Origin of the sequence: Vibrio qingdaonensis (assembly GCF_026191675.1) — a bacterium.
In the GTDB taxonomy this organism is placed as follows: domain Bacteria; phylum Pseudomonadota; class Gammaproteobacteria; order Enterobacterales; family Vibrionaceae; genus Vibrio; species Vibrio qingdaonensis.
Genome location: NZ_JAKRRY010000117.1, coordinates 1 through 1,214, shown reverse-complemented (window position 1 = coordinate 1,214; position 1,214 = coordinate 1). Strand labels below are relative to the sequence as shown.

Here is a 1,214-nt window from a genome sequence, read left to right as displayed (position 1 = left end):
GTATTAGTTCTGACTAGATCTGACACTTCAATTTGAAAAGAAGAGAGTTACCCGCTTTGATTAAAGGTGCTTAATCCGTAATCAAAGACAATAAGAGGTAACTCTCATGCTTCATACTAGCAATCCAATCATTAAACACAAAGCTGGCCTTCTCAATCTTGCAGAAGAACTCGGTAATGTATCTAAAGCCTGTAAGGTTATGGGTGTCTCAAGAGACACTTTCTATCGTTACCAAGAGTTGGTCGAAACTGGTGGTATCGATGCTCTGATTAATCAAAGTCGCAGAGCACCAAACCTGAAGAATCGTGTCGATAGCGAAACTGAACAAGCCGTTCTCAAATACGCCATCGATTTCCCTGCTCATGGGCAAGTCCGAACAAGCAACGAACTACGTAAATTAGGCGTGTTTATCTCTGCAAGTGGCGTTCGTTCAATCTGGCTTCGTAATGACCTAGAAAACTTCAAGAAGCGCCTTATTGCCTTGGAAAAACAGGTTGCTGAGAGTGGTATCATCCTAACGGACGAGCAAGTTGCTGCCCTTGAACGCAAGAAGCATGATGATGAAGTCTGTGGTGAGATAGAAACAGCACATCCAGGCTACCTTGGCTCTCAGGACACGTTTTATGTCGGCAACTTAAAAGGAGTTGGGCGTATCTATCAACAAACCTTCGTTGATACCTATAGCAAAGTCGCCTTCGCTAAGCTCTACACAACAAAAACACCAATCACAGCAGCAGATATGCTAAATGATAAGGTTCTACCGTTCTTCGAGGCTCACGAGCTACCAATGCTACGAATCTTGACTGATCGAGGCACTGAATACTGTGGCCGTGTTGAACAGCATGATTACCAACTCTACCTAGCCATCAATGATATCGACCACACGAAAACCAAAGCGATGTCGCCACAAACAAACGGTATATGCGAACGCTTCCACAAGACCATATTGAATGAGTTCTACCAAATAACGTTCAGAAAAAAACTGTATGGTTCAATGGAAGAGCTACAGAAAGATCTGGACGAATGGATGGATTACTACAACAATCATCGTACTCATCAAGGAAAAGTGTGCTGTGGCAGAACGCCAATAGAAACATTAGAGGATGGGAAATCAATCTGGGCTGAAAAGAATTTAGCCCAAATATAATCTGACAGGCACCTAGTCAAAAAGTGGGTAACTGTCAGATCAGGTCTGAATTAGTACACTTTTATTT

Annotated in this window: 1 protein-coding gene; it reads left to right on the top strand. The window is 42.7% G+C overall.

Going from position 1 to position 1,214, the window contains the following annotated elements; translation table 11 throughout:
• Positions 1-106 precede the first annotated feature (106 nt).
• A complete protein-coding gene (locus MD535_RS25555) occupies positions 107-1,147 on the top strand; it encodes an IS481 family transposase (protein WP_265678094.1) in 1,041 nt (346 codons plus the stop codon).
• Positions 1,148-1,214 lie beyond the last annotated feature (67 nt).